We start from the raw sequence: 6,301 nt of genomic DNA, 5'->3' as shown, positions 1-6,301 counted from the left end.
ATAAATACACAAAACCAAAACGCACTGAAAAAAATCCCCCACGGTGCCCTGCCCCCCCGAAGGGCCCAACCCCCCCCGATCGGGGGGCCGGGGGCGCCGCCCCCCACGATCCCGCGGTTTTGCGAGAAAGGCTTTGGTCATGCGAGAAACGACTCGAGAACCTTCCTGGTTCGCCGTGCTGGCGGACCACCCGGGTGCCGCACCGGCGTTCGCGAGCGGATTTCCGCGGCAGCCGGTGCTCGTCAAATATCCCTCGGGACGGCCCTGGCTGCTGGGCGTCCTGGGCACCGACTCCGTCGCCCGCGTGGGGAGTGGCGCCCGCGAACTGCTGCTCATCGGTCAGTTTTCCTGGTCCCGGAACGGGCTCGAAGCCGCGGCCCGGCAGTACTGGCGGACCGGCGACCTCGCGCGGCTGCGTGCCGGAATCGGCGCGGGCAGCTTCGACGTGGTCGCGCGCGACGAAGACGCCGTGACCGTGGCCGGCCCAGCGTTCGGGACCCGGCTTTTCTTCCGCACCGTCAAGGACGGCCACACAATCGTGGCCACCAGGTCCGACGTCCTGGCCACGTTGCACGGCCGCCGGTTCGACGAACAAGCGCTGGCGCTGCGCCTCGTGAGCGCCCTGCCCCACCCGCTCACGGAGCGGAGCGTGTGGGACGGCGTCGAGCGGGTTCCTCCCGGCACCGCCGTGCGGATTCCCCGCGCGGCCGACCGGCCGGTGAAGCTGCCGCGCTGGTGGCACGCCCAGCCGGCCGATCGCGGCCTGGCCGATGGCGCCGCCGAGGTCCTGGCCGAACTGAGAGCTGCCACCAGGGTACGGCGGCAGCCCGGGGGCCGGCTCTCCGCGGACCTGTCCGGCGGCGTGGACTCGACCTCGCTCTGTTTCCTCGCCACCGAACACGGCGGCAGCTTGATTACCTACACCTTGTACGACTCGGAAGCGGCAGACGACTACCGCATCGCCTGCGCCGCCGCCGCGGACCTCCCCGGCACGCACTCGGTCCGGCAGCACGTGCGGGAGCTGCCTGGCGAGTTCGCCGGCCTGCTCGCGCCAAGGCCCGTGGTCGACGAGCCTTCCGAGCTCGTCCTCGGCGCAAACCGGCTGTGGGAAACGGTCCGCGTCCTGGCCGCCTGCGGCGCCCGGACCCATCTCACCGGAGCCGGGGGAGACAACCTCACCAGGCCTGGCCGCAGCTACTGCTACGACCTGGCGCGCAGCAGCCCCTGGCACGCGCTCCGGCACATCCGCGGGCATCGCCACACCACCCGGTGGGGCGTCCGGGAAGTCGTCACGGCGCTCGCCGATCGTGAGTCCTACGGGGACTGGCTGCTGGGCTGCCCCAAGCGCTTGCGGACCGCGAGCGCCCAGCACGTGCGGCCGGATTTCTCCTGGGGGCTGCGGCCCGAGATCGCGCCCTGGGTCTGCGGTGACGCGGTGCGCGAGATCGAACGCGCGCTGACCGATGCCGCCTGGCACGCCCCGCTTGATCCTTCGCGCTCACGTCATGTCGAGCTCCAGGCCCACCTGGCCCAGGCCGCGCTGGTGCGCTCGATGGACCAGGTCGCCGGGCACCAGGGGGTGCGCTGGTCGGCGCCGTACACCGACGATCGCGTTATCGAAGCGGCGATGCGGGTCCGGCCCGAGGAACGGTTCGGTCCGTGGGAGTTCAAGCCCCTGTTCCGCGCGGCCTTCCGGAGCGTCGTGCCCGCTTACGTCGTCGACCGGACCACCAAGACCGTGGTCAGCGGGGACACCCACGCGGCGGGAATCCGGAGCCGGGAAGTCGGGATTGCGGCGCTCTTCGAGGGATCGCTGCTGGTGCAGGAAGGCCTGGTGGATCCGGACGTCCTGCGGTCGGAGCTGCGCCGGCCGAGCGTGCGCGACGTGCTTGCCGGCCAGCTTCCGGCCACGCTCAGCCTGGAAATCTGGCTTCGCGGCAGCCGCTCGGCGGCTGTCGTGCCGGAGGCCGTGACGGGCCCGCGCCGGAGCATGGAGCCGGCATGATCGAATCCACTCTGGTCGGTGACGGCGAGATCCTCCTCGACCCGGCGAACGGCGAGTTCCTCCGGTTGAACCCGAGCGCGGTCTGCTTTTTCGAAGGTCTCCGCGCCGGCCTGTCCGAAGAGCAGATCGCCGAACGTGTCAGCGCCCTGTTCGGCATCGACGACCGGCGGGCCCGGCACGACGTGGGAGTCTTCGCCGCCGGCTTGCGTGCGCGAGGAGCGATCCGCGGTGGATAGCGTCCAAGCGCGCGGCCCCGCGGAAACCCGGGTGAATATCGGTGGCCGGCTGACGGCGCTGATGTGCCTGCTCGCCGCCAAGGTACTCGCCAAACGACCGCCCGCCACGGTGGTCCGGGTGCTGGACTTCGTGGCCGCCCGCGCCCGGCCGGCCACCATGGCCGAGGCCGCCGAGGCACGGCGCAGGCTGCTCGCGTCGAACATCGCCGCGGGCCGGGCCGATGCTTGCCTGCGCCGCTCGCTGGCCATCGTCCTGCTGTGTCGCGTTCGGGGCAGTGTGCCCGTCTGGCGGCTCGGGGTCCGACGGGAACCGCCTTTCTACGCGCACGCCTGGGTCGAGGCCGAAGGCGGGCCGGTGGGGGAGTTCATCGAGCCCAGCGCGGTGGTTCCGATGCTCGCCGCCCCCACACCCGTGCGGAAACCGTGATGAGCGGGGGGACGCACGGCCGGGTGGTCCGGCAGCTCGCCGCCACGGCCAAGCTCCGGCTGGCCGCCGCTTACAGCCTGATGCTGGCGGAGAACCTCTTGCAACTCGGCGTGCCCACGGTGATCGGCGTCGCGATCGACCGCACGCTTGAGCGCGACTTCCGGGGCGTCGCGTTCCTCGCGGGCTACTGGGGCCTGCTGGCCGTGACCGGTCTGGTCCGGCGGCTGTGCGACACGCGGGTCTTCGGGCGGATGTACGCCACCTGGGTGACCGGAGTCGTCGCCGGCCAGCTCGCGGCCCGGGTCGGCACTGGCCAGGTCGTCGCGAGGAGCGCCTTGTCCCGTGAGTTCGTCGACTTCTTCGAGCAGGAGATCCCCGGTCTGGTCACGGCACTGGTCTCGATGGCGGGCTCGTGGCTCATGCTCATGCGCGCCGGGACCGCGGTCGGCCTCGTGTGCCTCGCGATGATGGCGTGCTGCACGGTGATCAACTACGTGAACTCACGACGGTCGGCCCGGCTCAACCGCGAGCTCAACGAGCAGCTGGAGCGCGAGGTCGACGTGATCCGGTCCGGCCGCGTCGAGAGCGTGCGCGCGCACTTCTCGGCCCTCACCGGATGGCGGGTCAAATTGTCCGATGTGGATGGTGTGAGTTACGGCGTGACCCAGGTGCTGGGACTGGGGCTCGTGCTTGCGGTGGTGGTTTTCGCCGTTGTCGGCGACGCTTCGACTTCGGCGGGGGACATCTACTCGGCGTGCTCGTACGCGATCAGCTTCACCGGTGCGGCTGTGCTGTTCCCGGCGTTCGTGCAGCAATGGGGCCGTCTCGGCGATATCGCGCGGCGAATCGACGTGACGCCGGTTGCCGTGCGATGAACTCCCGCGGAATTTTTCCGCGCCATTTTCCCGCACGATGAACTTTTCCGGCCCTTTTCTCGCGCTGGGGGCAAGACCCGCTCGTCGGTACTTTCTCCTGCCTAGTTTGGACTTCCTCTTGCTGAAGGGAAATCCTTGTGATCAGGTCCTTGCCGGTGAAAAGCGCCGTGGCGGCGCTCGTGGTGGTGTTCGTCTCCGGTGTCCCGGCGGCCGGAGCCGGTTCGGCGGTGTCCGCGGTGAACGCGGCGAAGGTGCCCTGGGCCGATGCCGGCGTGCTCGACAGCGATGCGGCGAAAGCCGCGTTCGCCGCCGAAGAACCCGGTTTCGCGGGCGTTTCGGCGCGACCGGGCGGTGGTTGGGCCGTGCTCCGGACCGACGAGGCGGCCGTCGCGCGGTTGCGCGCCCGGCTGGTCGGCCGGGCGGTCGTCGACACCGCGACCGTCCGCTGGGACTTCGCGCGGCTCTACGCCTGGAAGACCGCGGCAGGCGCGGTCGCCCGCAACCTGCCGGACGTCGCATGGATCGACATCGACGAGGAGCGCAACGCGCTTGTGGTGGGTGTCGTGCCGGGCGGTGGTCCGCGTGTCTCGAACGCCCTCGCCGAAGCCGGGATCCCCCTCGCGGCCGTCGAGTTCCGCTCCGCGGAGCGTCCCCGCCCTGCGGCCTCGCTCGTTTACACGGTGAACCCGCGTCCCGGTGGAGTCGAGATCAGTGCTGACGGTGGCACCTGCAGCCTGGGGGTGAACGTCGTCCGCAACGGCGTCGCGGGCTTCGTGACGGCGGCGCACTGCTTCTCCGCGACGGGAACGGGGGTGAACCAGCCCTCCGGTGGCAGCCGGGTGGGTGCGGTCTCCGCGTTCGGCCCGGCTTACTCGAGCGGCTGCTCGACCGGAAGCAACTGCAAGCACGCGGATGCGGTTTTCGTCGCCTACGATTCGGCCTCCTTCCAGAGGCTGGGCTCGATCGCTCTCACCTACGGCCGGGGCCAGCGCGACATCTCGGGATACGGCGCCGTCGCCGCGGTCCAGTCGGCGCCGGGGTCCGGGACGAGGATTTCCAAGGTGGGCCGCACCACCGGCACGACGACGGGGTACCAGGCCGACCGGACCTGTGTGCAGCCCAACTACGGCACCCGGTTCACGTTTCCCTGCCTGAGCGTGGCGCTCGTCGAGGTCGGGCAGGGAGACAGCGGCGGTCCGGTGTTTTCCGCGAGCGGCGGCAGTCTGCTGCTTCACGGCATCGTCAGCGGCTACTCGGCTTCGGGTGAGATGTTCTACTCGCCCTGGTCTTCGGTCGTCGCGGACCTCGGCTCGATGAGCGTCGGCGAACCCTCTCGGATAAATTAAACACCAGTTGAAAATGTGTTCGGGGTTGTGGATCATGGTGGGTGAGGACCGGCGGAGAACCGCCCTGCCGGCCTGATCCCCGGGAGAGAAATGAGTTCCTACCTGTTCCTGCCCGCACCCGCCCACGGCCACGTGAACCCGACCTTGGCGATCGCCGCGGAGCTGGTCGCGCGGGGGAACCGAGTCACCTACTTCCTGCCCGATCGCTTCCGCCCGGCGGTCGAGTCGACCGGAGCCGGCCTCCGGGACTTCGCTGTCGAGCCGCTGACCCCACCGGACAACGCCGAAGGCGACGTCGCGGCGACCTTGGGTTACGTGGCGGACCGGATGCTCGCGTTCGCCGAAGTGGCCGCCGAGCCGTTGCAGAAGCTTTTCGACGAGCTCCGGCCTGACGTCGTGCTGTCCGAGAAGATGGCGTTCTGGGCGACCTTCCTGGTCCTCGGCCGGCGGGCCAACGGGGTCGACTTCTCGCCGTCCTACCTGTTGCCCGCCATCGGCGGTGCCGGGGCCCTGCCCGGCGCGATCGACGGAACCCGGTTGACCGCGGTCGCCGCCCGGTACGGCGTCGCGGAGCCCGACCCCGCGGCACTGCTCGGGGATACCGCCCGCTCGACGATCGTGTTCATGCACCGCGACTTCCACCCGCCGCTCGACGTGGACGACTCCGTGCACTTCGTCGGACCAGTTGCGACCCGGCCGGAGCGCGACCCCGGTTTCCCGGTCGACGAACTCCATGACGCGGTCTTCGTGTCGCTGGGCACGGCGTTCAACCGCCGTCGTGCGTTTTTCGCCGACTGCATCGAAGCGTTCCGCGGCGCTCCGGAGCAGGTCGTCCTCAACCACGGGGACGGTGTCGACCCCGTCGAACTGCCGGCCGCCCCGGCGAACTTCGTCCTGGCGCCACACGTGCCGCAGCTCGCGGTGCTCCGGCGGAGCCGGGTCTTCGTCACCCACGGCGGGATGAACAGCACCATGGAAGCCATCGCCGCGGGGGTTCCGATGGTGGTGGTGCCGCAGATGGCGGAGCAGGCGATGACCGCGGAGCGGGTCGCCCGGCTCGGGCTCGGGGTTCGCCTCGACCCGGTCGACGTCACGCCCGCCCGGCTCGCGTCGGCCGTCCGGTTCGTCGCCGACGATCCGGGCATCCGGTCGAACCTGCGCAAGGCGCGTGAACTCGCGTACCAGGCGGGCGGCGGAGTGCGGGCGGCCGACCTGCTTGAAGAAGCCGCTCGCTGAATCGAACGTCAAGGTGAACATCGTCCGTCCGGCCGACACACCGCCGCGGATTGTCCGGTCTCGCGGGACAATCGCTATTCGCCGAGATCGGCATTGCTAATCTTCGATGGCTTCGCGCAGTTCCGGCGAACCGGGTGGTCTGTGGCAGGGCGAACCGGTGATCAGGCGTTACATAC

6 protein-coding genes are annotated in these 6,301 nt (G+C 70.3%); all 6 read left to right on the top strand.

Annotated features, from left to right (window positions below; translation table 11 throughout):
• Window positions 1-139 precede the first annotated feature (139 nt).
• The 6 genes from ACWEN0_RS43650 to ACWEN0_RS43625 all read left to right on the top strand — a co-directional run bounded on the left by ACWEN0_RS43650 (window position 140) and on the right by ACWEN0_RS43625 (window position 6,125).
• On the top strand, window positions 140-2,005 hold the full coding sequence (locus tag ACWEN0_RS43650; protein ID WP_451986885.1) for an asparagine synthase-related protein: 1,866 nt from the start codon (window positions 140-142) through the stop codon (window positions 2,003-2,005).
• The gene (locus ACWEN0_RS43645) at window positions 2,002-2,241 is read left to right on the top strand and encodes a PqqD family protein (protein WP_451986883.1); all 240 of its coding nucleotides are present in this window, start codon (window positions 2,002-2,004) and stop codon (window positions 2,239-2,241) included. The genes ACWEN0_RS43650 and ACWEN0_RS43645 overlap by 4 nt, the downstream gene beginning before the upstream one ends.
• On the top strand, window positions 2,234-2,668 hold the full coding sequence (locus ACWEN0_RS43640) for a lasso peptide biosynthesis B2 protein (protein ID WP_451986881.1): 435 nt from the start codon (window positions 2,234-2,236) through the stop codon (window positions 2,666-2,668). Before ACWEN0_RS43645 ends, ACWEN0_RS43640 begins: the two co-directional genes overlap by 8 nt.
• Entirely contained in the window at window positions 2,668-3,543 is an 876-nt protein-coding gene (locus ACWEN0_RS43635) for an ABC transporter six-transmembrane domain-containing protein (RefSeq protein WP_451986879.1), read from the top strand. The genes ACWEN0_RS43640 and ACWEN0_RS43635 overlap by 1 nt, the downstream gene beginning before the upstream one ends.
• Before the next feature lie 155 nt (window positions 3,544-3,698).
• Complete coding sequence (locus tag ACWEN0_RS43630) at window positions 3,699-4,889, top strand: trypsin-like serine protease (RefSeq protein WP_451986877.1); 1,191 nt, start codon at window positions 3,699-3,701, stop codon at window positions 4,887-4,889.
• Window positions 4,890-4,979: 90 nt separating this feature from the next.
• Window positions 4,980-6,125, top strand: a complete 1,146-nt coding sequence (locus tag ACWEN0_RS43625; protein WP_451986875.1) for a nucleotide disphospho-sugar-binding domain-containing protein — start codon at window positions 4,980-4,982, stop codon at window positions 6,123-6,125.
• Window positions 6,126-6,301: the final 176 nt, after the last annotated feature.

The sequence above is a fragment of the Amycolatopsis sp. NPDC004378 genome (assembly GCF_053602455.1).
This window is presented reverse-complemented; position numbering and strand designations above follow the sequence as displayed.

Bases quoted from the DNA above. Each gene is read 5' to 3' on its own strand.
- ACWEN0_RS43650 (WP_451986885.1), top strand. From the start codon at position 140: ATGCGAGAAACGACTCGAGAACCTTCCTGGTTCGCCGTGCTGGCGGAC.
- ACWEN0_RS43645 (WP_451986883.1), top strand. From the start codon at position 2,002: ATGATCGAATCCACTCTGGTCGGTGACGGCGAGATCCTCCTCGACCCG.
- ACWEN0_RS43635 (WP_451986879.1), top strand. From the start codon at position 2,668: ATGAGCGGGGGGACGCACGGCCGGGTGGTCCGGCAGCTCGCCGCCACG.
- ACWEN0_RS43625 (WP_451986875.1), top strand. From the start codon at position 4,980: ATGAGTTCCTACCTGTTCCTGCCCGCACCCGCCCACGGCCACGTGAAC.